Genomic DNA, 23,088 nt, shown 5'->3' with positions numbered 1-23,088 from the left:
ATATAGTAAACAAGTGGAGTAATGGGGATTAGGAGGGAAACCATGAGATTTTATACAATTAAGTTGCCAAAATTTCTTGGTGGAATTGTTCGTGCGATGTTAAATACCTTTAAAAAGGGATAAAAAAAGCGCCTATTACCGGTGCTTTTTTCATGGAGATAATAAAAAAAGAGCCTATAGGCTCTTTTTTTTATTATTAAACACGTTCGATTTTGCCAGATTTTAACGCTCTAGCAGAAACGTAAACACGTTGAACTTTACCGTCGATGCGTACGCGAACTTTTTGAAGGTTAGCGCCCCATTTACGTTTTGTTTTGTTCATTGCGTGAGAACGTGAGTTCCCAGAACGAGATTTTCTTCCAGTAATAGCACAAACACGAGCCATCTATATTTCCCTCCCTTAACTACCGTAACATACGTATTTTTTTCAATGTTAGTCTTTTATGCGATGCTAAAAACACTACTATAATTTAACACAACTAAAAAGAGAATGCAACAGTGTATAAAAAAGAAATCAAGAAAAATTACTTGACACTATATGAAAAGAAAGAAAGGTAGAAATCAAGAGAAATCACTTGACATATTATAGTGATACATGTTGTATAATAACAATGGACTATTGTGCTCATCATAAAAAGTGCTACTTTATTGTATAAATGTGAGAGCGAAAAGAAAGAACGATGGAATTTTCTTTGAAAAGATTATATGATAGTAACTAAAGTAGTCTAGCTCACTTTCACCATTTCTGAAGGGGGAAACGAGATGTCAATTGAAATTAAAACGAAGTACGGTCAAATTGATATTAGTACAGAGGTAATTGCAACAATTGCTGGAGGTGCCGCGGTAGATTGCTACGGTATCGTTGGTATGGCTTCAAAAAACCAATTAAAAGATGGATTAACAGACATTTTACGAAAAGAAAACTTCACTAGAGGCGTTATCGTTCGTAAAGACGAAGATGAAGTACATATTGATATGTATATTATCGTGAGCTATGGTACAAAAATTTCAGAGGTAGCACATAACGTCCAAACGAAAGTGAAATATACACTAGATCAAACGGTAGGACTAGCAGTAGATTCTGTAAATATCTATGTCCAAGGAGTTAAAGTAATAAACTTGTAATGTGCATTAAGGAGGAAGAACTGTGTCAATTCAAAAAATTGATGGAAAACGTTTGTCACAAATGATCATACAAGGAGCGAATAATTTAACAAACAATGTTCAGCTTGTTGATGCTTTAAACGTTTTTCCAGTTCCAGATGGCGATACCGGTACAAATATGAATTTATCAATGACTTCAGGTGCGCGCGAAGTTAAAGAGAAACCGTCACAACACGCTGGTAAAGTCGGAGTAAGTTTAGCAAAAGGATTATTAATGGGAGCACGTGGTAACTCGGGTGTTATTTTATCTCAGTTGTTCCGTGGCTTTTCTAAATCAATTGAACAAAAAGAAGAGTTAACAACAGCTGATTTTGCAGCAGCTTTAGAAGCTGGTGTAGAAACGGCATATAAAGCGGTTATGAAACCGATTGAGGGAACTATTTTAACAGTTGCGAGAGAAACGAGTAAACATGCAGTCACAGTTGCGAAAAAACAGCGCGACTTTGTTTTGTTTATGGAAGATGTTGTGAAAGAAGCAAATGCATCGTTAAATCGTACGCCAGATCTATTACCTGTATTAAAACAAGTTGGTGTTGTAGATAGCGGTGGTAAAGGTCTTGTTGTGGTATATGAGGGCTTTTTAGCTGACTTAAAAGGAGAAACAATTTCTTCTGATGCACCAGCGCAACCATCTATGAATGAAATGGTACGTGCAGAGCATCACCGTAGTGTACAAAGCCAATTGAGTACAGAAGATATTACATACGGATATTGTACTGAATTTATGGTGAAATTGGAGCCGGAGAAAATGAAAGAACATAATTTCTCTGAGCAAAAATTCCGCGAAGATATTAGTGCATATGGTGATTCGTTACTTGTTGTATCGGATGAGGAAGTTGTAAAAGTTCATATTCATGTAGAACATCCTGGAGATGCGATGAACTACGGGCAACGTTACGGTAGTTTAATTAAAATCAAGGTAGAAAATATGCGTGAGCAGCATACTGCTTTATTGGATGAGCCAACACCAATGCATAAGGAAATAAAGCAACCCAAAGAGAAACAAGAGTACGGCATTGTAACAGTAGCGATGGGATCTGGTATTAAAAACCTATTCGAGAGCATCGGCGCGACACAAGTGATTGAGGGTGGCCAAACGATGAATCCAAGTACGGAGGATATCGTAAAGGCAATTGAAGAAGCTAACGCTGAAAAAATTATTATTTTACCAAATAACGGGAATATCGTGATGGCAGCAGAGCAAGCTGCGTCTGTCGTTGATCAAGATGTTATCGTTGTTCGTTCTAAAACTGTTCCACAAGGGATGGCTGCTATGCTAGCGTTTAATCCTGCAGGAACGTTAGAAGAGAACGAAGAAAGCATGAAAGAAGCACTTGCTCATGTGAAAACAGGTCAAATTACGTATGCAGTTCGCGATACAGAAATTGACGGTGTAGCAATTCAAAAGAATGACTTCATGTGCATTGCAGACGGCAAAATTGTCTCTACAAATGGAGACAAAGTAGCTGCAGCAGAGCAATTGCTAGCAAGTATGTTGGATGAAGATTCTGAGATTTTAACGATTCTACAAGGTGAAGATGCAACTGATGAAGAAGTTGCTGCATTAGCTGCATTTGTAGAAGGAAAATTCGAAGATGTAGAGGTAGAAGTTCACCAAGGAAATCAACCTGTATATTCTTTCATCTTCTCTGTAGAATAAGCTGAAATCCTTATTTTTGTTGAGGGATGAGCTGTTTATCTGCTAATGAGTGAGGGCTAGCGACGGGATGTTGTCAGTGGCTCTTCTTCAAAAGGCTAGCATAATGATGATAAAGAAGAGCCTTGCTGTTATAGTGAGGCTCTTTTCTTTCGTATATATTTCTTCGTTTTGTATATCGCTCGTGGAAAGCTTGGGTAGTAAGACTCCCGCCTCAAAGAGGTGAGATGAAGGTAACGACGTTGATGGAAGTTTCACTTTATGAGATCTCGCTGAATGAATTGGTTCATACTCATAGTTGTCCCTTATTCAGTTTGCTGATTTTCAAATATGTTACATACGACGGATAGAGTGAAGAGTATATGAGAGTAGTTGCGCTTAGAATGCCTATGATAAAATAGAGATGGTAGAAGAGAGCAATTACAAGTTGTGTGGAATTACTATGAATATAAGTATCGAAAGTAACGATATAGTGACAATAAGAAAATGAAGTGACGGAGCGTGAAAATCTTGAATGAAGTTGTGCAAGTTCCTGTTACGGTTGTAAAGGGAATCGGGGAAGAGACATCTGAATTATTACATGAGATGGGGATTTATACAGTTTCCCATTTATTAGAGCATTTTCCGTACCGTTATGAAGACTATGCGATGAAGGATTTAGCAGAAGTAAAGCACGATGAACGAGTGACAGTAGAAGGAAAGGTGCATAGTGCTCCCTTATTGCAATATTATGGAAAGAAAAAATCGCGTCTCACAGTTCGTGTTCTTGTCGGACGGTATTTAATTACGGCTGTTTGCTTTAATAGACCGTATTATAAGCAAAAATTAAACCTGGATGAGACGGTAACGATTACTGGTAAGTGGGATCAACATCGCCAAACTATTTCTGTATCTGAGCTTCACTTTGGCCCAGTGGTACGACAGCAAGAAGTAGAACCGGTGTATTCTGTAAAAGGAAAATTAACAGTGAAGCAAATACGCCGTTTTATCGCACAAGCACTAAAAGAATACGGTTCTACTATAACAGAAGTATTACCGGAGGGTTTGCTAGGGCGTTATAAATTATTACCACGTTATGAGGCGCTTCGGGGGCTGCATTTTCCTGTTGGACAAGAAGACTTGAAGCAAGCACGTCGCCGTTTTGTATATGAAGAGTTTTTCTTATTTCAACTTAAGATGCAAGCTCTTCGTAAAATGGAAAGAGAGAGTTCGAAAGGAACGGAAAAAACAATTTCTACCGAAAAATTAGAAGAGTTTATCGAGGCGCTTCCGTTTCCGCTAACTGGTGCCCAGCGCCGCGTTGTTTCTGAGGTTATGAAAGATTTACAGTCTCCATATCGAATGAATCGATTGTTGCAAGGAGATGTAGGGTCTGGGAAAACAGTAGTAGCTGCTATTGCTCTTTATGCAGCAAAGTTAGCGCATTATCAGGGGGCGTTAATGGTTCCTACAGAAATTTTAGCAGAGCAACATTATCAATCGCTAGCGGATACGTTTTCTCATTTTGGTATGAATGTTGAATTATTAACAAGTTCAGTAAAAGGAGTGCGTCGTCGTGAAATTTTAGCGAAACTCGAGCAGGGAGAAATAGATATTCTTGTTGGAACGCATGCCTTAATTCAAGATGAGGTCATTTTTCACAGGCTAGGACTTGTTATTACGGATGAACAGCACCGTTTTGGAGTGGCGCAGCGCCGCGTCTTGCGGGAAAAAGGAGAAAGTCCAGATGTGTTATTTATGACGGCAACTCCAATTCCTCGAACGCTGGCAATTACTGCTTTTGGAGAAATGGATGTTTCGATTATTGATGAGATGCCAGCTGGCCGTAAAGTAATTGAAACATATTGGGCGAAGCACGACATGTTAGATCGTGTTCTCAGCTTTGTTGAAAAAGAAGTGAAGAAGGGAAGGCAAGCTTACGTTATTTGTCCACTAATTGAAGAATCTGAGAAATTGGATGTGCAAAATGCGATTGATTTGCACAGTATGCTTATGCATCATTATCAAGGGAAGTTTCAAGTAGGGTTAATGCACGGGCGCCTATCTTCAAAGGAAAAAGAAGATGTGATGGGGCAGTTTAGTGAAAATGAATTACAAATCCTCGTTTCGACAACGGTAGTTGAGGTTGGTGTTAACGTGCCAAATGCAACGGTTATGGTCATTTATGATGCAGAGCGTTTTGGTTTATCTCAGCTTCATCAGCTTAGAGGACGTGTGGGGCGTGGGGATGAACAGTCTTATTGTCTTTTAATTGCAGATCCCAAATCGGAAACTGGGAAAGAGCGCATGCGTATTATGACAGAAACGAATGATGGATTTGTATTATCGGAGAAAGATTTAGAGTTACGAGGTCCTGGTGATTTCTTTGGAAGTAAACAAAGTGGTCTACCAGAGTTTAAGGTGGCTGATATGGTACATGATTATCGAGCGTTAGAAACGGCAAGGCAAGATGCAGCATTGCTCGTTGATTCGGAAGCGTTTTGGCATAATGAACAATATGCAACATTGCGCGTTTATCTAGAAAGAACAGGTGTATTTCAAGGAGAGAAGCTCGATTAAAAGGGAATGTATAAAATTTTTGTTGCATTCTACTTTTAATGATTATATACTACTGTTAGTACCTAGTCATAAAAATTGGATGGTGCGGTATGAAAAAAAGAAAAAGTAAAAAAGAAAGACAAGCGTTATTACAACAAACGATAGAAACGAATCCGTTTGTCACGGATGAAGAATTAGCAGAGCAGTTTCAAGTAAGCATACAAACAGTTCGCCTTGATCGCATGGAATTATCTATTCCTGAGTTAAGAGAGCGAATTAAGCATGTGGCAACGAAACAACATGAAGAAGATGTAAAATCCTTGCCTCTAGAAGAGGTAGTTGGAGAAATTATTGATATAGAATTAGATAGACACGCAATTTCCATCTTTGAAGTAAAGGTGGAGCATGTGTTTAAACGAAATCAAATTGCCCGTGGGCATCATTTGTTCGCCCAAGCAAACTCACTAGCTGTTGCGGTTATTGATGAAGAACTTGCTTTAACTGCAAAGTCTACTATTCGATATATTCGCCCTGTAAAATTGGGAGAGCGCGTTGTCGCAAAAGCACGCGTTGAAGATGTTGAGAATGATAAAGGTCGAACGGTTATCAAAGTGCACAGCTTTGTTGGAGAAGAACTTGTTTTTTCAGGCACTTTTGAAATGTATCGATCTAGTAATTATAGTGAGGAAGGTAATAAGTTATGAAAATCGCAATAGATGCAATGGGCGGAGATCATGCTCCAAAAGCAGCCGTATTAGGAGCAATGAAAGCAATTAGGCAGTATTCAGATTTACATATTACATTGGTAGGAAAAGAAGATGAGATTCGTAAATATTTAACGAACGAAGAACGCATTACAGTGCTTCATACGGATGAAATCATTGAAGGAACAGATGAGCCTGTAAGAGCGGTTCGTCGCAAAAAGCAAGCTTCGATGGTACTTGCAGCGCAGCAAGTAAAAGAAGAAGCGGCTGATGCTTGTATTTCGGCAGGTAATACAGGAGCTTTGATGGCAGCTGGGTTATTTGTTGTTGGACGTATGGAAGGGATTGAACGTCCAGCATTGTCACCTACAATGCCGACAATTGATGGCAAAGGGTTTGTTATGTTAGATGTTGGAGCAAATGTTGATGCCAAACCAATTCATTTATATCAATATGCTGTCATGGGTTCTGTATATGCCGAAAAGGTAAGAGGAATTAACAATCCACGCGTTGGTCTTTTAAATGTTGGGACAGAAGATGGAAAAGGAAATGAACTTACAAAGCAAGTATTTGCAATGCTGAAAGATGCCCCAATTAACTTCGTTGGGAACGTCGAGTCAAGGGACTTATTACAAGGTGTGGCAGATGTAGTTGTATGTGATGGATTTACAGGGAATGTAGCGTTAAAATCACTTGAAGGAACAGCGCTTGCGTTATTCTCTATGTTAAAAGAACAATTAATGAGTTCGTTTACAAGTAAATTAGCAGCGGCGGTTTTAAAACCGAAGCTTATGGTATTGAAAGATAAAATGGATTATTCGGAGTATGGCGGTGCGGCATTGTTTGGATTAAAAGCACCTGTCATTAAGGCTCATGGTTCTTCCAATGATCAATCGATTTTTAGTGCGATTCGTCAAACGAGAGAGATGGTAGCGAAAGAAGTGATTCCTATGATTTCAAACGTAATGGAGAAAGAGCCGCTTCAATAAGAGGAGGATTTGAAATGGGAAAACTAGCATTTCTTTTTCCAGGCCAAGGTTCACAAATAGTTGGAATGGGACAACAATTAGCGGGAAATGATAAAGAGGTTGCGAAAGTATTTCAGAAAGCAGATGAAATTTTACATGAGTCTCTTTCATCATTAATTTTTGAAGGGCCTCAGGAGAAGTTGACAGCAACGACAAATGCACAGCCGGCGTTATTAACAACGAGTATTGCAATTTTAACAGCTTTAAAACAATATGACATTACGCCTGATTATGTTGCAGGACATAGTTTAGGTGAGTATAGCGCACTCGTTGCAGCTGGAGCATTGTCATTTGAAGATGGTGTATACGCTGTAAGAAAACGAGGCGAGTATATGGAAGAGGCTGTTCCAAACGGAGAAGGTGCAATGGCCGCTATTTTAGGAGCAGATCCAGCTATGCTTAAGGAAGTAACAGAAGAAGTTACAAAAGAAGGTTATGCTGTGCAAATTGCGAATATGAATAGTACAAAACAAATTGTAATTTCTGGGACGAAGCAAGGTGTAGAACTAGCTTCGCAAAAGGCAAAAGAAAACGGTGCGAAACGCGCGATTCCACTTCGTGTTAGCGGTCCGTTTCATTCATCATTAATGAAGCCGGCAGCTGAGAAATTTCAAGATGTTTTAAATGAAATTGCAATTCAAGATGCAAAAGTTCCGGTTGTTGCAAATGTTTCGGCAGATTGCATCACTCGTAAAGAAGAAATTCAAGAAAAGCTAATTGAACAGCTCTATTCACCTGTTTTATGGTATCCGTCAATTGAACGTATGGTAGAATATGGTGTGGACACATTTATTGAAATTGGACCTGGGAAAGTTCTTGCTGGCCTTATGAAATCAATTGCTCCTTCTACAAAGGTATATGCAATATATGATGAGGGGACGTTGAAAGAGACCATTTCAAGTTTGAGAGGAGAAAGCGGATGTTAAAAGGGAAAGTTGCATTAGTAACAGGTGCATCACGCGGGATTGGCCGTGCAATTGCTATCGATTTAGCAAAGCAAGGTGCAACAGTTGTAGTTAACTATGCTGGAAATGAACAAAAAGCAAACGAAGTTGTGGATGAAATTAAAAATCTTGGTTCGGAAGCAATTGCAGTACAAGCAAATGTTGCAATTGCTGAAGAAGTTACAAATATGGTGAAACAAACTGTAGATACTTTTGGACAAGTTGATATTCTTGTAAATAATGCAGGTGTAACGCGAGATAATTTATTGATGCGTATGAAAGAAGAAGAATGGGATACAGTTATTGATACAAACTTAAAAGGTGTTTTCTTATGTACGAAAGCAGTATCGCGTTATATGATGCGTCAGCGTCACGGTCGTATTATTAATATTGCTTCTGTTGTTGGGGTTACAGGAAATCCAGGACAAGCAAATTACGTGGCAGCGAAAGCTGGGGTTATAGGGTTAACAAAGACGTCTGCAAAAGAATTGGCTAGCCGTAATATAACAGTAAATGCCATTGCGCCTGGGTTTATCGCCACAGATATGACAGAGGTATTAGCTGAAAACTTGAAAGAAGAAATGTTGAAAATAATTCCTGCTGCAAAGTTTGGAGAAGCGCAAGATATCGCGAATGCTGTAACATTTTTTGCTGCTGATCACAGTAAATATATTACGGGACAGACGCTACATGTCGATGGCGGTATGGTAATGTAACAAAAGAAACGAGGAAAGAATTGATTTTGCCTAGTTTTTTTGTTCAATATTTAATATAATACTTGAGGGGAGGTGAATGGAAAATGGCAGATGTTTTAGAGCGTGTAACAAAAATCATCGTAGATCGTCTTGGAGTAGACGAAACAGAAGTAGTACAAGCTGCTAGCTTTAAAGAAGATTTAGGTGCAGACTCCCTAGATGTAGTAGAACTTGTTATGCAATTAGAAGATGAGTTTGAAATGGAAATTTCTGATGAAGATGCTGAAAAGATTGCTACTGTTGGCGATGCTGTGACTTACATAGAGAGTCATCTATAATGTTTGAGTGAAGTCCCGTTTTATAGCGGGGCTTTCTCGGCTTATATCTGGAGGGACCTATGCCGTACCGAAAATATAAAGAAAAAAAATATGAAACAAAGTATCGTGAAGCTTTTAAAACGTTTCAACAAAAAATAGGTATTACGTTTACGGATGAAAAATTATTGATTCAAGCATTTACGCATTCATCGTATGTGAATGAGCATCGAAAAAAGCCACATGAAGACAATGAACGTCTTGAATTTCTTGGAGACGCTGTATTAGAACTAACTGTATCGCAGTATTTGTTTCAAAAATATCCGACAATGAGCGAAGGGGAATTAACTAAGCTGCGTGCAGCTGTTGTGTGTGAACCATCTCTTGTCCGTTTTGCTAATGAAATGTCATTTGGTAACCTCGTTCTATTAGGAAAAGGGGAAGAAATGACGGGTGGACGTGAACGACCAGCTTTATTAGCGGATGTCTTTGAAGCGTTTATTGGTGCCCTTTATCTTGATCAAGGATTGGATACAGTTTGGGAATTCTTAAAAGAAATTGTATATCCAAAAATTAATGAAGGTGCTTTTTCTCATGTGATGGATTATAAGAGTCAACTGCAGGAATTAATTCAGCGTGATGGTAGCGGTAACATTGAATATCAAATTCTGCAAGAAAAAGGACCAGCGCACAATCGAGAATTTGTGTCACGTGTAACGTTAAATAGCGTGGCTTTAGGTCTTGGAAGCGGGAAGTCTAAAAAAGAAGCAGAACAGCAAGCTGCTGCAGAAGCATTGAAAACATTAAAAGAACAATTATAAAGAAGCATAAGGAATCCCCCTTTAAATGAGGGGGATTCCTTATGCATAGAATGAAACTTTATCCCGCTATTCGCGGGCAGTAAACCCCGATTGGTAAGGGCTAATAATCAATGGGGGATGAAGCTCCCCACTGATTAAAGTTTCACTTTATTAGAAAAAGAAGAGTTCATTCTTACTTGTATATAAAAGATAAATATAGATCCGTATTTTAGGTTGTTTTTGTAACACATGGAAAGAAATCGTCTATGACAACCGAGAAAAGGGGGAAGGCCTTTCGTGTTTTTAAAGAGATTAGAAATAGTAGGATTTAAATCTTTTGCAGAGCGTGTATCCGTTGACTTTGTTCCGGGTGTAACATCTGTAGTTGGTCCAAACGGAAGTGGAAAGAGTAATATTACGGACGCGATTCGCTGGGTACTTGGTGAACAATCTGTAAAATCATTACGCGGAGCAAAAATGGAGGATGTAATTTTTGCTGGAAGTGATACACGTAAAGCGGTTAATGTTGCAGAAGTAACATTAACCTTAAATAACGAAGATCAGCGTTTGCCAATTGAATATAACGAAGTAAGTGTTACGCGCCGTGTCTCTCGTTCAGGAGATAGTGATTTTCGTATTAATAAGCAGTCTTGTCGTTTAAAAGATATTATTGATTTATTTATGGACTCTGGTATGGGACGGGAAGCTTTCTCGATTATTAGCCAAGGGAAAGTTGAAGAGATTTTAAGCAGTAAATCAGAAGAGCGTCGTGGCGTATTTGAAGAAGCAGCTGGAGTGTTAAAATATAAACTCCGTAAAAAGAAAGCCGAAGGAAAATTAGCGGAAACGCAAGAAAATTTAAATCGTGTGCAAGATATTATTCACGAATTAAGTAGTCAAGTGGAGCCACTTGAAAGACAGGCATCGATTGCGAAGGATTATCTTGAGAAAAAAGAAGAGTTAGAAAAAGTAGAAGCGGCTCTCATTGTATATGAAATTGAAGAATTACATGAAAAATGGGAAACACTTCGTAAGCAGTTTGGACATAATAAAGATGAAGAAGTCAAAATGTCAACGCACTTACAAAAAAGTGAAGTAGAGTTAGAAGAATTCCGTGGTCAACTGCAAGCAATCGATGAATCAGTGGATTCGTTGCAAGAGGTTCTTCTTCTTTCTAGTAAAGAGTTAGAGAAATTAGAAGGGCAGCGTGAGTTATTGAAGGAGCGAAAGCAAAATGCAACTTCGCATTGCGCACAGCTTGAGCAATCTATTCGTGAGTTAACAGAAAAAGTTGGAACCTATGATGGTGATATTGAGGCAAGCACAGAAGAACTAATGAAATTTGCGAGCCGAGTAAAAGAGTTAGAACAGAAACTACAAGACAACGAGAAACTTCTTTCTACATATGCAGAGGATTTGGAAGAACAAATTGAACATTTAAAAGGTGATTATATTGAGCTTTTAAATCGACAAGCAAGTTATCGTAATGAACTGTCTATGCTAGAGGAACAATTCCAGCAACAAAATTCTAAAAATCAACGTCTTGATGAAGAAAATGCAAAGTATGTACAGATGCGTATGCAAATTTCAACAAAAAAAGCAAAGCTTGTAGAGAATTATGAACAAGTAAAAGAGAAAATTGCAAACACCATTACAAACATACAAAAGACGGAAGCTACGCTTGGAAACTGCAAAGCGCAATATAGTGAAAATGAAACGAAATTGTACCAAGCGTATCAATTTGTTCAGCAGGCTCGTTCCCGAAAAGAAATGTTAGAAGAGATGCAAGAAGACTATTCAGGATTCTATCAAGGTGTAAGGGAAGTATTAAAAGCACGCGATGGTCGGCTTCATGGAATTGAAGGTGCGGTAGCTGAGCTTCTTACTGTGCCGAAAGAATATGAAGTAGCAATGGAGATTGCACTCGGTGCAGCGATGCAACATGTTGTTGTACAAACAGAAGAGCATGCTCGTCAAGCGATTGCCTTTTTGAAACAAAACAGGCATGGTCGTGCGACATTTTTACCGCAAGCGGTTATAAAAGGTAGATCGTTATCTTTTGATCAGCAACGCACTGTAAACCAACATCCATCATTTATTGGAGTTGCAGCAGAGCTTGTACATTACAACAAAAAATATGAAAATATTGTTTCGAATTTATTAGGAACAGTAGTTGTTGCGAAAGATTTAAGAGGGGCGAATGAATTAGCGAAGCAATTGCAATATCGCTACCGCATTGTAACGCTGGAAGGTGATGTTGTAAATCCGGGTGGCTCTATGACCGGTGGAGCTGTAAAACAAGCTAAATCTTCTTTATTAGGACGTCAGCGTGAATTAGAAGAGTGGAGTAAGAAGCTTACTGACATGGAAGAAAAGACGTCTAAGCTAGAAAACTATGTGAAAGCATTAAAACAGGAAATTCAAGAAAAAGAATTGAAAGTGAAAGAATTGCGTCACAATGTAGAAGAAGAGCGTGTAGATGAACAAAAATTAAAAGAAGAAGTAAATCAACTAACATTAGAAGAGCACCGTATAAATGATCGCTTATCTATCTATGATTTAGAAATAGAAGGATTTTTACAGGATCAAGTCAAAATGCAAGGGCGAAAGCAAGAGCTGGGAGAAATTTTATCGGGTCTTCAAGAAGAAATTACACAGCTTGATGAAAAAATCGCTGCTTTAACGAAACAAAAGAGTGAACAGCATTCTTCGAAAGAAAAAGTGCAGACGGAAATGACGGAGTTGAAAGTACAAGCGGCAGAGCAACAACAACGTTTATCTAATCAAAAAGAGAAAGTAGATCGTCTGACGAAAGAGCAAGAGGAAGCAGAGCGGACACTTGTGAAAACGAAAGAGGATTTAGCGTTCTTAAAACAAGAGATGACATCAAATTCAAGCGGTGAAGAACAAATTACGAATATGATTCAAAAGAAAGCGCATGATCGGAATCAGACATCGGAATTAATCAGTTCTCGTCGTGAGCAACGCCTTACGCTGCAAGAACGAGTAGAGCATTTAGATCGCGAAGTAAAAGAGACAAAAGGGCAACATAAATATGTACTCGAGGTTTTAAAAGATCAAGAAGTGAAAATCAATCGTCTTGATGTTGAATTAGAAAATAGATTGCAACATTTACGTGAAACGTATACCATTTCATTTGAAGCAGCAAAACTGAAATACATAATGACGATGCCTGCAGAAGATGCACGTAAAAAAGTAAAATTAATCAAGCTATCAATCGAAGAGCTAGGCGCGGTAAATCTTGGAGCGATTGATGAGTATGAGCGTGTAGCAGAGCGCCATACGTTCTTACTGGAGCAACGGGATGACTTAGAAGAAGCGAAGTCAACGTTGCATCAAGTCATTACTGAGATGGATGAAGAGATGAAAAAACGTTTTTCTACTACATTCCAAGCGATTCGTACAGAGTTCCAAGCGGTCTTCTGTGAATTATTTGGTGGTGGCAGAGCTGATTTAGTGATGACAAACCCGCAAGATTTATTAAATACTGGCATTGATATTGTAGCGCAGCCACCAGGTAAAAAATTACAAAATTTAGGTTTGCTTTCAGGTGGAGAACGCGCTTTGACAGCGATTGCTTTGTTATTTGGTATTTTAAAAGTACGACCTGTTCCGTTCTGCGTGCTAGATGAGGTTGAGGCGGCTCTTGATGAGGCGAACGTAGCTCGTTTTGCACAGTATTTGAAAAAGTTTAGTGATGAAACACAGTTTATTGTCATTACACACCGAAAAGGTACGATGGAAGAATCTGATGTACTATATGGGGTAACGATGCAAGAGTCTGGTGTTTCTAAGCTTGTTTCTGTGCGTTTAGCTGACGAAGAAGAGGTTGTTACGAATAAATAGGAAGGATGGGAAGAATGAGCTTTTTAAAAAAACTGAAAGAAAAGATTGCGAAACAAACGGATACAGTAACAGAGAAATTTAAACATGGATTAGAAAAAACGAGAAATTCGTTTGCGGAAAAAGTAAATGATCTAGTGTATCGCTACCGTAAAATTGATGAAGATTTCTTTGAAGAACTAGAAGAAATTTTAATTGGTGCAGATGTTGGTGTTGGGACAGTGATGGAACTCATCGAGCAGCTGAAGGAAGAAGTACAGCGTCGAAACATTCAAGATCCGAAAGAGGTGCAAGCAGTCATTTCTGAAAAGTTAGTGGGTATTTACAAAGGTGATACTGACTTTAGTAATGAAATAAATGTGCAACAAGATCAATTAACGGTTATTTTATTTGTTGGTGTTAATGGCGTTGGGAAAACAACAACAATTGGAAAGATGGCTCATAAATTTAAATCGGAAGGCAAGTCTGTATTGTTAGCAGCAGGAGATACGTTCCGCGCAGGAGCGATCGAGCAGTTAGAAGTATGGGGTGACCGTGTGGGTGTTGAAGTCATTAAACAAGGATCAGGTTCTGATCCAGCGGCTGTTATGTACGATGCAGTTCAAGCGGCAAAAGCACGTAAAGTAGATGTGTTATTATGTGATACAGCAGGTCGTTTGCAAAATAAAGTGAACTTAATGAAAGAGCTGGAAAAGGTAAAACGTGTGATTGAGCGTGAAATTCCAGGTGCTCCTCATGAAGTATTGCTCGTAATTGATGCAACAACAGGACAAAATGGCTTAAGCCAAGCGAAAACATTCCGTGAGGTGACAAATGTCACAGGTATTGTCTTAACGAAATTAGATGGAACCGCTAAAGGTGGTATTGTATTAGCGATTCGTAATGAGATGGATGTACCCGTGAAGTTTGTTGGTCTTGGAGAGCAAATGGACGACTTACAGCAATTTGATCCGGAACAATATGTCTATGGTTTGTTTGCAAATCTCGTAGAAACAGAAGAAGCATAAGAGGAAGAAGAGGCGTAACCGCTTCTTGTTTATAAAGTGAAACTTTAATCAGTGGGAGTTTTCTTTATCCCCCACTGATTATTAGCTCTCACCAATCGGGCTTTTACGGGCAGTTTATCCCCCATCTATCTTCTTTGGTTTCCTTAGAATCTTGAGGTGAAGGTATCACTGCCCGTTAATGCGGGATAAAATTTTATACGATGTTAAGAAAAAAACTTGACACCCTTTTCTACTCCATGTAAACTAATGCATGTAAAGGGAAATCACTTAACAAAGGATGATCCAACATGCTCGAGAAAACAACGAGAATGAATTATTTATTTGATTTTTATCAATCGTTGTTAACGCCAAAACAAAGAAGTTATATGTCGCTTTACTATTTGGATGATTTATCTCTTGGTGAAATTGCAGAAGAATTTGATGTAAGTCGCCAAGCCGTGTATGATAACATTAAACGGACTGAAGCGATGCTTGAAGAATATGAAGACAAATTAGTATTACTTCAAAAGTTTCAAGAGCGACAGCGACTTGTTGCAAAGCTAAAACAGCTACTCAGCGAAGAAGAGCATGTAAATGAAGAAATGAAACAAGTTGTTGAAGCTATCGAAAAATTAGATTAGGAGGGCGGCAATATGGCATTTGAAGGATTAGCCGACCGACTTCAACAGACGATGCAAAAAATCCGCGGTAAAGGGAAAGTATCCGAAGCCGACGTAAAAGAAATGATGAGAGAAGTTCGTCTTGCTCTTTTAGAAGCAGACGTTAACTTTAAAGTAGTAAAAGATTTTGTAAAGCGTGTGTCTGAGCGTGCTGTCGGACAAGATGTAATGAAAAGTTTGACACCTGGACAACAAGTTATCAAAGTTGTACAGGAAGAACTTACACAATTAATGGGCGGGGAACAAAGTAAAATTGCTGTTTCCACGAAACCACCAACTGTTATTATGATGGTTGGATTGCAAGGGGCAGGTAAAACAACAACAACAGGAAAACTTGCGAATTTGCTTCGTAAAAAGCATAATCGTAAGCCGATGCTTGTTGCAGCTGATATTTATCGTCCAGCAGCTATTAAACAGCTTGAAACATTAGGGAAGCAATTGGACATGCCTGTTTTCTCATTAGGAGATCAAGTAAGTCCAGTTGAGATTGCGAAACAAGCGATTGTGAAAGCGAAAGAAGATCATCATGATTATGTTTTAATTGATACAGCAGGTCGTCTGCATATCGATGAAGAACTAATGGGTGAATTAGCGCAAGTGAAAGAAATTGCTAAGCCAGATGAAATCTTCCTTGTTGTCGATGCGATGACAGGGCAAGATGCGGTAAATGTTGCGCAAAGTTTTCATGAACAGTTAGGTTTAACGGGTGTTGTTTTAACAAAGTTAGATGGTGATACGCGCGGTGGTGCGGCATTATCTATTAAAGCTGTTACAAATACACCAATTAAATTTGCTGGTATGGGTGAAAAATTAGACGCAATAGAAGCCTTTCATCCTGAGCGCATGGCATCCCGTATTTTAGGGATGGGCGATGTTTTAACGTTAATTGAAAAAGCACAAGCTACAGTTGATGAAGAAAAAGCAAAAGAGCTTGAGCAGAAAATGCGTACGCTTTCGTTTACGCTAGATGATTTCTTAGAGCAACTTGGACAAGTGCGTCAACTTGGACCGCTTGATGAATTGCTTGGAATGCTTCCTGGTGCAAATAAAATTAAAGGGCTAAAAAATGCGCAAGTTGATGAAAAACAAATTGGGCATATTGAGGCAATTATACGCTCTATGACAAAAGTAGAGCGGGAACAACCGGAAATGATCAATGCTAGTCGTAAAAAACGCATTGCCAAAGGTAGCGGTACAACGGTACAAGAAATCAATCGTCTATTAAAGCAGTTTGAAGATATGAAAAAAATGATGAAGACGATGACAGGCATGCAAAAAGGTAAGAAAAAAGGACTAGGTGGATTGAAGTTTCCATTTATGTAAGGAAAAAAAGATGGCTCTGTTAAGAAAAAATACTTTACAAAGCATTAGTCTTTTTGCTAATATAATTATCTGTGTGAAATAAATTCGGAGGTGCTTTATAAATGGCAGTTAAAATTCGTTTAAAACGTATGGGAGCTAAAAAATCTCCTTTCTATCGTGTAGTTGTTGCAGATTCTCGTTCTCCTCGTGACGGACGCTTCATCGAGGAAATCGGTACTTACAATCCGGTTTCTCAACCAGCTGAAGTGAAAATCAATGAAGAAGCAGCATTAAAATGGTTAGGAAACGGTGCGAAACCATCTGATACAGTTCGTAATCTTTTCTCTAACCAAGGTATCATGGAGAAATTCCACTTATCTAAACAAGGTAAGTAATTGAGACGATGGCTATGAACAGGTTAATCGAAACGATTGTCAAGCCTCTTGTCGATCATCCTGAAGATGTAAAGGTTACACAGGAACTGTGCAGCGGAGAGATGAAGTATCGATTAACCGTACATCCTGAGGATGTGGGTAAGGTCATTGGAAAGCAAGGGCGAGTTGCAAAAGCAATTCGAATGCTCTTGTATTCAGTGGGACATCATAATCATGAAAAAGTTACACTGGAAATTCAATAAATGTAAAAAGGGCGAGGATCTGTTCCTCTCCCTTTTTTAACATTTTAAGAGAAATTGCATGTTCCATATATGGAATGGAGATGCTTAACTTATATAGAAAACAGGGGTGACATGCTGTTTATGACAAAATGGTTTAATGTAGGGAAAATTGTAAATACTCATGGAGTTAGAGGAGAAATACGCGTCATTTCTCGTACGGATTTTCCAGAAGAACGCTATAAAATAGGAAATGTGTTGTACATATGGAATGATAAAGGGACGGAACCACTTCCTGTAAAAATAACTTCTCATCGTCAGCACAAGACGTTTGATCTATTGACGTTTGAAGGTTATAACAATGTAAATGAAGTGGAACAATTTAAAGGCTCCCTATTAAAGGTACCTGAAGATCAACTTGGTGAATTAGCTGAAGGTGAATACTATTACCATGAGATTATTGGCTGTACTGTTGTAACAGAAGATGGAGAAACATTAGGGGAAATAAAAGAGATTTTATCTCCTGGTGCAAATGATGTATGGGTGATTAAGCGTCCGAAAGGACAAGAACTTTTAATTCCGTATATTGACGATGTTGTACTACAAGTAAATATTGAAAATAAATTAGTAACCATTCATGTAATGGAAGGATTGCTATAATGAAAATTGATATTTTAACATTGTTTCCAGAAATGTTTACTGGTGTGTTCGGGTCTTCTATTTTAAAAAAAGCACAAGAAAAAGAAGCAGTTGAGCTTCGAGTTGTGAATTTTCGTGATTACACGACAAGTAAACATAATAGTGTTGATGATTATCCATACGGGGGCGGGGCTGGAATGGTTTTGACTCCGCAACCTATCTTTAATGCAGTAGAGCATTTAACAAAGGAAACGGAACGTAAACCACGGGTTGTATTAATGTGTCCGCAAGGTGAGCGCTTTACGCAGAAAAAAGCCGAAGAATTAGCACAAGAAGAACATGTTATCTTTGTGTGTGGTCACTATGAAGGATACGATGAACGGATTCGTGAGCATCTTGTAACAGATGAAATCTCCATTGGGGACTATGTGTTAACGGGTGGAGAGTTAGCATCTATGGTCGTTACGGATAGCGTGGTGCGTCTTTTGCCAGGCGTACTGGGAAATCAGCATTCACAAGTGGAAGATTCTTTTAGTACAGGCTTGTTAGAACATCCGCACTATACACGTCCTGCTGATTTTCGCGGCATGAAGGTGCCAGATGTGCTCATGTCTGGAAATCATAAGCATATCGACGAATGGCGTCATAAAGAGTCGCTGCGTCGTACGTATACACGTAGACCGGACTTATTGGAAGAACGTCCTCTATCGAAACAAGAAGAAAAATGGCTTAAGGAAATCAAAACAGATAAGTAACGGCTTCATATATTTGCTATTGCAACAGAACTAGCAATATGCTATTATAACACTTGTGCTACTCAAAGAAGTAGCCGTATTAACGATGTTCCGCTGTAATTTAGTATAGACTTTGCAAGAGCATCTGTTTAAAGGAGAGAATTGAATATGCAACAATTAATCGCAGAAATTACAAAAGGCCAATTGAAAACTGACCTACCTTCATTCCGTCCTGGTGATACTTTACGTGTACACGTAAAAGTAGTAGAGGGTACTCGTGAGAGAATTCAGATTTTCGAAGGTGTTGTAATTAAACGTCGTGGTGGCGGAATCAGTGAAACGTTCACAGTTCGTAAGATTTCTTACGGCGTAGGTGTTGAACGTACATTCCCAGTTCACACACCAAGAATCGCGAACATCGAAGTACTTCGCCGTGGTAAAGTACGTCGTGCTAAGTTATACTACTTACGTAACCTTCGCGGTAAAAAAGCGCGTATTAAAGAAATTCGATAAGACATGTATGGGAGCTTGTAATTGCACAAGCTCCCTTTTTCCAATCTATATGGATTTTTGATATAATACCAACAGCTTACATAACTGTGGAGGGGAAATGCATGAAGAAAGAAAAGAGCTCACTTTGGGAATGGATAAAAGCGATTTTAATCGCTGTTGTGTTAGCGGTTGTGATTAGACAGTTTTTCTTTGCACCCATTCTTGTAGATGGTGTATCGATGTCACCGACGCTTCATGACCGTGATCGAATGATTGTAAATAAAATTGGCTATCACATTGGAGAGCCAAAGCACTTTGATATTATTGTGTTCCAAGCAACGGAAGACAAAGATTATATTAAACGTGTTATCGGTTTGCCAGGCGATCACATTGAATATCGTAATGATAAGCTCTATATTAACGGAAAACCTTACGAGGAGCCGTATTTAGAGAAACAGAAAAAACAGCTAGCTGATGGACCTCTTACATATGATTTTAAGCTTGAAGAAATTACAGGTAAAACAACTGTTCCAAAAGGTCAATTATTTGTATTAGGCGATAATCGTCGTTTTAGTAAAGATAGTCGCACAATTGGGACAATCTCAATCGACCAAGTAATTGGAGAAGCAAATATGTTATATTGGCCATTAAAAGATGCACGTATTGTGAAATAAACGAAAAAAAGAAGGTGGCAACATGGTAATTCAATGGTTTCCAGGACATATGGCAAAAGCGAGACGTCAAGTAACAGAGAAGTTAAAGTTAATTGACGTTGTTATTGAACTCGTAGATGCTCGATTACCTTTATCTTCCCGAAATCCGATGATTGATGAAATTATTACGCATAAGCCAAGATTAGTTGTTTTAAATAAAGCAGACATGGCAGATGATCGTGTAACGAAGCAATGGATCGCTTATTTTGAAGAAAAAGGTCATAAAGCAATTTCGATTAATGCGCAAGCTGGACAAGGTATGAAAGAAATTACAGCAGCATGTAAATTACTTGTGAAAGAAAAATTTGATAAAATGATCGCAAAAGGGATTAGACCAAGAGCAATTCGTGCTTTAATCGTTGGGATTCCGAATGTTGGAAAATCTACGTTAATTAATAAATTAGCGAAGAAAAACATTGCAAAAACTGGCGATCGTCCAGGTGTTACAACAGCTCAGCAATGGATTAAAGTAGGTAAAGAAATGGAATTGTTAGATACGCCAGGTATTTTATGGCCGAAATTTGAAGACGAAATGGTTGGACTTCGCCTTGCGACAACTGGCGCGATTAAAGATTCTATTTTAAATTTACAAGATGTAGCTGTGTACGCACTGCGCTTTATGGAGAAGTATTATCCAGAACGTTTAAAAGAGCGTTATAAATTAAATGAAATTCCAGAAGATATTGTGGAACTATTTGATGCAGTTGGGAAAAATAGAGGTTGCTTAATGGGCGGCGGAATGATTGATTATGATAAGACATCAGAACTTATTCTGCGTGAACTTCGCGGTGGTAAACTTGGGAAAATGACATTTGAAACACCAGAAGAATTTGTAGAAGAGGTATAAAGACGTGCGTTTGTACGTCTTTTCTTTTTTGCGTTTGATTACGCTGTAACGGTAATTATTGCTTTAAAACTGAGAGGAAGCAAAGAGGTTAGGTGGGTACATTCACCGTAAGAATCCAGTTGTCTATCGACGAGAGAGAAGGCCTTGATTAATAGAAGTTTCACTTTATAGAGAAATAGTAGATGTATCATTCGCTGTTGGAGCGCACTTTACAGGAGGACACACAAAATGCAAAAGCTAACGATTCAAGAAGTAGCATGTTTATTGCAAGAAATTACAGCAGAAGCAGATGAACGTTTTCAACTGTTAGTAAAGGATGAGCGAAAAGGCGTTCAAAAACAGATTGTGAAATGGCGCAAGCAAAAAGAGCATGCGGAAAAAGAAAGAGAACAATTTATAGTGATGTCTAAGTTTGAACGGGCGTTACGCAAAAAGGGAATATCGTATATTGCTGGAATTGATGAAGTAGGAAGAGGGCCATTAGCAGGGCCTGTTGTTGCTGCTGCTGTCGTGCTTCCAGATGATTTCTATATGCCAGGGTTAAATGACTCTAAAAAGCTGAGTGAAGCGAAGCGTGAACGGTTTTATGAGGAGATTCAAGAACATGCACTAGCGATTGGAATCGGAATTATACCACCTCAGGTAATCGATGAGATAAATATTTATCAAGCAACGAAACGAGCGATGTTAGATGCCATTGCAAATTTATCATGTACACCAGAGCATTTGCTCATTGATGCAATGAAACTTCCTACACCAATTTCGCAAACATCCATTATTAAGGGAGATGCGAAAAGTATTTCTATTTCAGCTGCATCTGTGATTGCAAAAGTAACACGTGATCGCATGATGAAGGAGCTCGGGAAACAATATCCGCAGTATGGATTCGAGCAACACATGGGTTATGGAACGAAGCAGCATCTACAAGCAATTGAAACACACGGTGTATTAGAGGAACATAGAAAAACATTTGCTCCAATTAAAGATATGAATAAAGAATAAGCTATGAATCCATAGCTTATTCTTTATTTTTATATACCAACATTACTATTTTCAAAAAAGAATAAAGCGATTTCAGTTTTCTGACACTTTATTGTAGACAGCGTGGCAATCATTTTATACAATGGCAATGTAGTGTTTTTTAAACATTAAAAAACTTTTCGAGTAAAACAGGAAAACAGGGGAGGATGGGACCATGAATATCCATGAGTATCAAGGTAAGGCAGTCCTTAGAAGCTATGGGGTTAGCGTTCCGAACGGGAAGGTTGCCTTTACAGTAGAAGAAGCTGTAGAAGCAGCGAAGGAACTAGGAACGAGTGTATGTGTAGTAAAAGCACAAATTCACGCTGGTGGACGCGGCAAAGCTGGCGGTGTAAAAGTTGCGAAAAATGTAGAAGAAGTTCGTACATATGCGGAAAGTATATTAGGTACTACACTTGTTACGCATCAAACAGGTCCTGAAGGTAAAGAAGTAAAACGCTTACTTATCGAAGAAGGATGCGATATTAAAAAAGAATATTATGTTGGTCTTGTTTTAGACCGTGCAACTTCTCAAGTTGTTTTAATGGCGTCTGAAGAAGGCGGAACAGAAATTGAAGAAGTAGCAGAAAAAACACCAGAAAAAATCTTTAAAGAATATATTGATCCTGCAGTAGGTCTGCAAGGATTCCAAGCACGCCGTATTGCGTTTAACATCAACATTCCAAACAAGCTCGTAGGTCAAGCTGTGAAGTTTATGATGGGCTTATACCGTGCATTTATTGAAAAAGACTGTTCTATCGCAGAAATTAACCCACTTGTAACAACAGGTGATGGGAAAGTTATGGCGTTAGATGCAAAATTAAACTTCGATTCTAATGCGTTATATCGCCATAAAGATATTTTAGAACTTCGTGATCTTGATGAAGAAGATCCAAAAGAAATTGAAGCTTCTAAATATGACCTAAACTATATTCCTTTGGATGGAAATATTGGTTGTATGGTAAATGGTGCTGGCTTAGCGATGGCAACGATGGACATTATTAAACATTATAGCGGAGATCCAGCTAACTTCTTAGATGTTGGTGGCGGTGCTACAGCTGAAAAAGTTACAGAAGCTTTCAAAATTATTCTTTCTGACAAAAATGTAAAAGGTATTTTTGTTAACATTTTCGGTGGCATTATGAAATGTGATGTAATTGCAGAAGGTGTTATCGAAGCGACAAAACAAGTCGGTCTTGAACTACCACTTGTTGTTCGTTTAGAAGGTACGAATGTAGAGTTAGGAAAGAAAATTTTAAATGAATCTGGTCTAAATATTGTTGCAGCAGAATCTATGGCGGACGGTGCACAAAAAATTGTTTCACTAGTAGGCTAATAGAAAGCGGGGGAGAAA

24 protein-coding genes are annotated in these 23,088 nt (G+C 38.5%); 23 read left to right on the top strand and 1 reads right to left on the bottom strand.

Annotation, left to right across the window (positions count from 1 at the left end; genetic code table 11):
* Positions 1-42 precede the first annotated feature (42 nt).
* Positions 43-123 carry a stage V sporulation protein SpoVM gene (gene spoVM, locus QRE67_RS17805; protein WP_286125312.1) on the top strand — a complete coding sequence of 27 codons (81 nt, stop codon included), beginning with the start codon at positions 43-45 and terminating at the stop codon, positions 121-123.
* 73 nt (positions 124-196) lie between these two features.
* On the opposite strand, the gene rpmB is transcribed toward spoVM, so the two are convergent.
* Positions 197-385, bottom strand: a complete 189-nt coding sequence (rpmB, locus tag QRE67_RS17800) for a 50S ribosomal protein L28 (RefSeq protein WP_286121558.1) — start codon at positions 383-385, stop codon at positions 197-199.
* Positions 386-762: 377 nt separating this feature from the next.
* Here rpmB and QRE67_RS17795 point away from each other — a divergent pair, with 377 nt between their 5' ends.
* The 22 genes from QRE67_RS17795 to sucC all read left to right on the top strand — a co-directional run bounded on the left by QRE67_RS17795 (position 763) and on the right by sucC (position 23,070).
* Positions 763-1,125, top strand: a complete 363-nt coding sequence (locus tag QRE67_RS17795) for an Asp23/Gls24 family envelope stress response protein (protein WP_070144601.1) — start codon at positions 763-765, stop codon at positions 1,123-1,125.
* Between the two features lie 22 nt (positions 1,126-1,147).
* Positions 1,148-2,824 (top strand): DAK2 domain-containing protein, encoded by a 1,677-nt coding sequence (locus QRE67_RS17790; RefSeq protein ID WP_286121557.1) that lies wholly within the window; start codon positions 1,148-1,150, stop codon positions 2,822-2,824.
* Positions 2,825-3,331: 507 nt separating this feature from the next.
* On the top strand, positions 3,332-5,380 hold the full coding sequence (gene recG, locus QRE67_RS17785; RefSeq protein ID WP_286121556.1) for an ATP-dependent DNA helicase RecG: 2,049 nt from the start codon (positions 3,332-3,334) through the stop codon (positions 5,378-5,380).
* An 89-nt stretch (positions 5,381-5,469) separates the two neighbouring features.
* Positions 5,470-6,063 (top strand): transcription factor FapR, encoded by a 594-nt coding sequence (gene fapR, locus QRE67_RS17780; protein ID WP_286121555.1) that lies wholly within the window; start codon positions 5,470-5,472, stop codon positions 6,061-6,063.
* On the top strand, positions 6,060-7,052 hold the full coding sequence (gene plsX, locus QRE67_RS17775; protein ID WP_286121554.1) for a phosphate acyltransferase PlsX: 993 nt from the start codon (positions 6,060-6,062) through the stop codon (positions 7,050-7,052). The genes fapR and plsX overlap by 4 nt, the downstream gene beginning before the upstream one ends.
* 14 nt (positions 7,053-7,066) lie before the next feature.
* Complete coding sequence (gene fabD, locus QRE67_RS17770; protein WP_286121553.1) at positions 7,067-8,017, top strand: ACP S-malonyltransferase; 951 nt, start codon at positions 7,067-7,069, stop codon at positions 8,015-8,017.
* Positions 8,011-8,751: a 3-oxoacyl-[acyl-carrier-protein] reductase gene (gene fabG / locus QRE67_RS17765; RefSeq protein WP_286121552.1), complete on the top strand. Its 741-nt coding sequence runs from the start codon at positions 8,011-8,013 to the stop codon at positions 8,749-8,751. The genes fabD and fabG overlap by 7 nt, the downstream gene beginning before the upstream one ends.
* 83 nt (positions 8,752-8,834) lie before the next feature.
* On the top strand, positions 8,835-9,068 hold the full coding sequence (acpP, locus tag QRE67_RS17760) for an acyl carrier protein (RefSeq protein ID WP_286121551.1): 234 nt from the start codon (positions 8,835-8,837) through the stop codon (positions 9,066-9,068).
* Positions 9,069-9,127: 59 nt separating this feature from the next.
* Positions 9,128-9,865, top strand: coding sequence for a ribonuclease III (gene rncS / locus QRE67_RS17755; protein WP_286121550.1), 738 nt, complete (start codon positions 9,128-9,130; stop codon positions 9,863-9,865).
* Between the two features lie 276 nt (positions 9,866-10,141).
* Positions 10,142-13,711 (top strand): chromosome segregation protein SMC, encoded by a 3,570-nt coding sequence (gene smc / locus QRE67_RS17750; RefSeq protein WP_286121549.1) that lies wholly within the window; start codon positions 10,142-10,144, stop codon positions 13,709-13,711.
* A gap of 14 nt (positions 13,712-13,725) precedes the next feature.
* Positions 13,726-14,715 (top strand): signal recognition particle-docking protein FtsY, encoded by a 990-nt coding sequence (ftsY, locus tag QRE67_RS17745; protein ID WP_286121548.1) that lies wholly within the window; start codon positions 13,726-13,728, stop codon positions 14,713-14,715.
* Positions 14,716-15,002: 287 nt separating this feature from the next.
* Positions 15,003-15,335 (top strand): putative DNA-binding protein, encoded by a 333-nt coding sequence (locus QRE67_RS17740; protein WP_286121547.1) that lies wholly within the window; start codon positions 15,003-15,005, stop codon positions 15,333-15,335.
* A 12-nt stretch (positions 15,336-15,347) separates the two neighbouring features.
* Positions 15,348-16,697, top strand: a complete 1,350-nt coding sequence (gene ffh / locus QRE67_RS17735; protein WP_286121546.1) for a signal recognition particle protein — start codon at positions 15,348-15,350, stop codon at positions 16,695-16,697.
* A gap of 101 nt (positions 16,698-16,798) precedes the next feature.
* Positions 16,799-17,071 carry a 30S ribosomal protein S16 gene (gene rpsP / locus QRE67_RS17730; RefSeq protein WP_286121545.1) on the top strand — a complete coding sequence of 91 codons (273 nt, stop codon included), beginning with the start codon at positions 16,799-16,801 and terminating at the stop codon, positions 17,069-17,071.
* 14 nt (positions 17,072-17,085) lie between these two features.
* Positions 17,086-17,313 (top strand): KH domain-containing protein, encoded by a 228-nt coding sequence (locus QRE67_RS17725; RefSeq protein ID WP_286121544.1) that lies wholly within the window; start codon positions 17,086-17,088, stop codon positions 17,311-17,313.
* A 120-nt stretch (positions 17,314-17,433) separates the two neighbouring features.
* The gene (gene rimM / locus QRE67_RS17720) at positions 17,434-17,949 is read left to right on the top strand and encodes a ribosome maturation factor RimM (protein ID WP_286121543.1); all 516 of its coding nucleotides are present in this window, start codon (positions 17,434-17,436) and stop codon (positions 17,947-17,949) included.
* The gene (trmD, locus tag QRE67_RS17715) at positions 17,949-18,683 is read left to right on the top strand and encodes a tRNA (guanosine(37)-N1)-methyltransferase TrmD (protein ID WP_286121542.1); all 735 of its coding nucleotides are present in this window, start codon (positions 17,949-17,951) and stop codon (positions 18,681-18,683) included. The genes rimM and trmD overlap by 1 nt, the downstream gene beginning before the upstream one ends.
* Positions 18,684-18,830: 147 nt before the next feature.
* Complete coding sequence (gene rplS / locus QRE67_RS17710; RefSeq protein ID WP_286121541.1) at positions 18,831-19,175, top strand: 50S ribosomal protein L19; 345 nt, start codon at positions 18,831-18,833, stop codon at positions 19,173-19,175.
* Between the two features lie 101 nt (positions 19,176-19,276).
* The gene (gene lepB / locus QRE67_RS17705; protein ID WP_286121540.1) at positions 19,277-19,828 is read left to right on the top strand and encodes a signal peptidase I; all 552 of its coding nucleotides are present in this window, start codon (positions 19,277-19,279) and stop codon (positions 19,826-19,828) included.
* A 22-nt stretch (positions 19,829-19,850) separates the two neighbouring features.
* On the top strand, positions 19,851-20,714 hold the full coding sequence (ylqF, locus tag QRE67_RS17700; protein ID WP_286121539.1) for a ribosome biogenesis GTPase YlqF: 864 nt from the start codon (positions 19,851-19,853) through the stop codon (positions 20,712-20,714).
* Between the two features lie 228 nt (positions 20,715-20,942).
* Positions 20,943-21,716, top strand: a complete 774-nt coding sequence (gene rnhB / locus QRE67_RS17695) for a ribonuclease HII (RefSeq protein WP_286121538.1) — start codon at positions 20,943-20,945, stop codon at positions 21,714-21,716.
* A 193-nt stretch (positions 21,717-21,909) separates the two neighbouring features.
* A complete protein-coding gene (gene sucC / locus QRE67_RS17690) occupies positions 21,910-23,070 on the top strand; it encodes an ADP-forming succinate--CoA ligase subunit beta (RefSeq protein WP_286121537.1) in 1,161 nt (386 codons plus the stop codon).
* Positions 23,071-23,088 lie beyond the last annotated feature (18 nt).

The sequence above is a fragment of the Bacillus sp. DX3.1 genome (assembly GCF_030292155.1).
Lineage (GTDB): Bacteria > Bacillota > Bacilli > Bacillales > Bacillaceae_G > Bacillus_A.
This window is presented reverse-complemented; position numbering and strand designations above follow the sequence as displayed.

Bases quoted from the DNA above. Each gene is read 5' to 3' on its own strand.
- rpsP (WP_286121545.1), top strand. From the start codon at position 16,799: ATGGCAGTTAAAATTCGTTTAAAACGTATGGGAGCTAAAAAATCTCCT.
- lepB (WP_286121540.1), top strand. From the start codon at position 19,277: ATGAAGAAAGAAAAGAGCTCACTTTGGGAATGGATAAAAGCGATTTTA.
- rimM (WP_286121543.1), top strand. From the start codon at position 17,434: ATGACAAAATGGTTTAATGTAGGGAAAATTGTAAATACTCATGGAGTT.
- ffh (WP_286121546.1), top strand. From the start codon at position 15,348: ATGGCATTTGAAGGATTAGCCGACCGACTTCAACAGACGATGCAAAAA.
- rnhB (WP_286121538.1), top strand. From the start codon at position 20,943: ATGCAAAAGCTAACGATTCAAGAAGTAGCATGTTTATTGCAAGAAATT.
- sucC (WP_286121537.1), top strand. From the start codon at position 21,910: ATGAATATCCATGAGTATCAAGGTAAGGCAGTCCTTAGAAGCTATGGG.
- acpP (WP_286121551.1), top strand. From the start codon at position 8,835: ATGGCAGATGTTTTAGAGCGTGTAACAAAAATCATCGTAGATCGTCTT.
- fapR (WP_286121555.1), top strand. From the start codon at position 5,470: ATGAAAAAAAGAAAAAGTAAAAAAGAAAGACAAGCGTTATTACAACAA.
- ftsY (WP_286121548.1), top strand. From the start codon at position 13,726: ATGAGCTTTTTAAAAAAACTGAAAGAAAAGATTGCGAAACAAACGGAT.
- rplS (WP_286121541.1), top strand. From the start codon at position 18,831: ATGCAACAATTAATCGCAGAAATTACAAAAGGCCAATTGAAAACTGAC.
- QRE67_RS17795 (WP_070144601.1), top strand. From the start codon at position 763: ATGTCAATTGAAATTAAAACGAAGTACGGTCAAATTGATATTAGTACA.
- rncS (WP_286121550.1), top strand. From the start codon at position 9,128: ATGCCGTACCGAAAATATAAAGAAAAAAAATATGAAACAAAGTATCGT.
- QRE67_RS17740 (WP_286121547.1), top strand. From the start codon at position 15,003: ATGCTCGAGAAAACAACGAGAATGAATTATTTATTTGATTTTTATCAA.
- plsX (WP_286121554.1), top strand. From the start codon at position 6,060: ATGAAAATCGCAATAGATGCAATGGGCGGAGATCATGCTCCAAAAGCA.
- fabG (WP_286121552.1), top strand. From the start codon at position 8,011: ATGTTAAAAGGGAAAGTTGCATTAGTAACAGGTGCATCACGCGGGATT.
- ylqF (WP_286121539.1), top strand. From the start codon at position 19,851: ATGGTAATTCAATGGTTTCCAGGACATATGGCAAAAGCGAGACGTCAA.
- spoVM (WP_286125312.1), top strand. From the start codon at position 43: ATGAGATTTTATACAATTAAGTTGCCAAAATTTCTTGGTGGAATTGTT.
- rpmB (WP_286121558.1), bottom strand. From the start codon at position 385: ATGGCTCGTGTTTGTGCTATTACTGGAAGAAAATCTCGTTCTGGGAAC.
- fabD (WP_286121553.1), top strand. From the start codon at position 7,067: ATGGGAAAACTAGCATTTCTTTTTCCAGGCCAAGGTTCACAAATAGTT.
- QRE67_RS17725 (WP_286121544.1), top strand. From the start codon at position 17,086: ATGAACAGGTTAATCGAAACGATTGTCAAGCCTCTTGTCGATCATCCT.
- trmD (WP_286121542.1), top strand. From the start codon at position 17,949: ATGAAAATTGATATTTTAACATTGTTTCCAGAAATGTTTACTGGTGTG.